This window comes from Streptomyces sp. SX-6, assembly GCF_059089585.1.
Genome location: NZ_JBTHHU010000088.1, coordinates 1 through 1046 on the forward strand (window position 1 = coordinate 1; position 1046 = coordinate 1046).

Sequence of the window (1046 nt, forward strand, 5' to 3'; positions counted from 1 at the left end):
ACCTGGAAGAGGGGGTTGCGGGCGAGGGAGCGGGCAGGCTGGAGTTCCTCCACCAACCGCTCGAACGGCAGATCCTGATGATCAAACGCAGCCAGATCCACCGCACGCGTACGGTCCAGCAACTCACCGAAACCCGGATTCCCCGACGTATCACTGCGCAACACCAGCGTGTTCACAAAGAACCCCACCAGGTTCTCCAGCGCCTGATCATCCCGCCCCGCCACCACCGTGCCCAGCGGAATGTCCGTACCACACCCCAACCGCGTCAACAGCACCGCAACCGCCGCCTGCACCACCATGAACACCGACACCCGCCGCTCACGCGCCAGCTCACGCACCCGCGCATGCCCCACCGCCCCCAGCACCACCCGCACACTCCCACCCCGGTACGACGCCCGCGCCGGACGCGCACGGTCCACCGGCAACGCCAGCTCCTGCGGCAACCCCTCCAGCGCACCCCGCCAGAACTCCAGCTGACGCGGACCCTCCACCTCCAGCAACTCCCGCTGCCACACCGTGTAATCCCCGTACTGCACCGCCAACGGCTCCCAATCCGGCGCCCGCCCCGCCAGCCTCGCCGCATACGCCACCGAAAGATCCGCCGACAACGGCCCCATCGACCAGCCATCCGCCGCAATGTGATGCACCACCACCACCAACACCGACTCCACCGGCGACACCTCGATCACCCGCACCCGCAACGGCACCTCAACCGCCAGATCAAACACATGCCCCGCCACCTCCGCCACCAACGCATCCACCCCACCCCCACCCTCACCACACCCCACAAACTCCACCACCACCCCCGCCTCATCCACCCCCACCACACACTGAACCGGCTCATCACCACGCTCCACAAACACCGTCCGCAACACCTCCTGACGCCCCACCACATCCCCCACCGCCGCCACAAACGCCTCCCGCTCCAACACCCCACCCACCCGCGTCACCACAGGAATGTTGTACGTCGACGAAGGCCCCTCCAACCGACCCAAAAACCACAACCGACGCTGAGCAAAAGACAACGGCACCATCACACAACTCCC

At 66.6% G+C, this 1046-nt stretch carries 1 protein-coding gene; it reads right to left on the reverse strand.

Annotation, left to right across the window (positions count from 1 at the left end; translation table 11 throughout):
* Positions 1 to 1034, reverse strand: a 1034-nt coding sequence (locus ACV530_RS36590) for a condensation domain-containing protein (protein ID WP_494337049.1), incomplete at its 3' end; no start/stop codon positions are given.
* Positions 1035 to 1046: the final 12 nt, after the last annotated feature.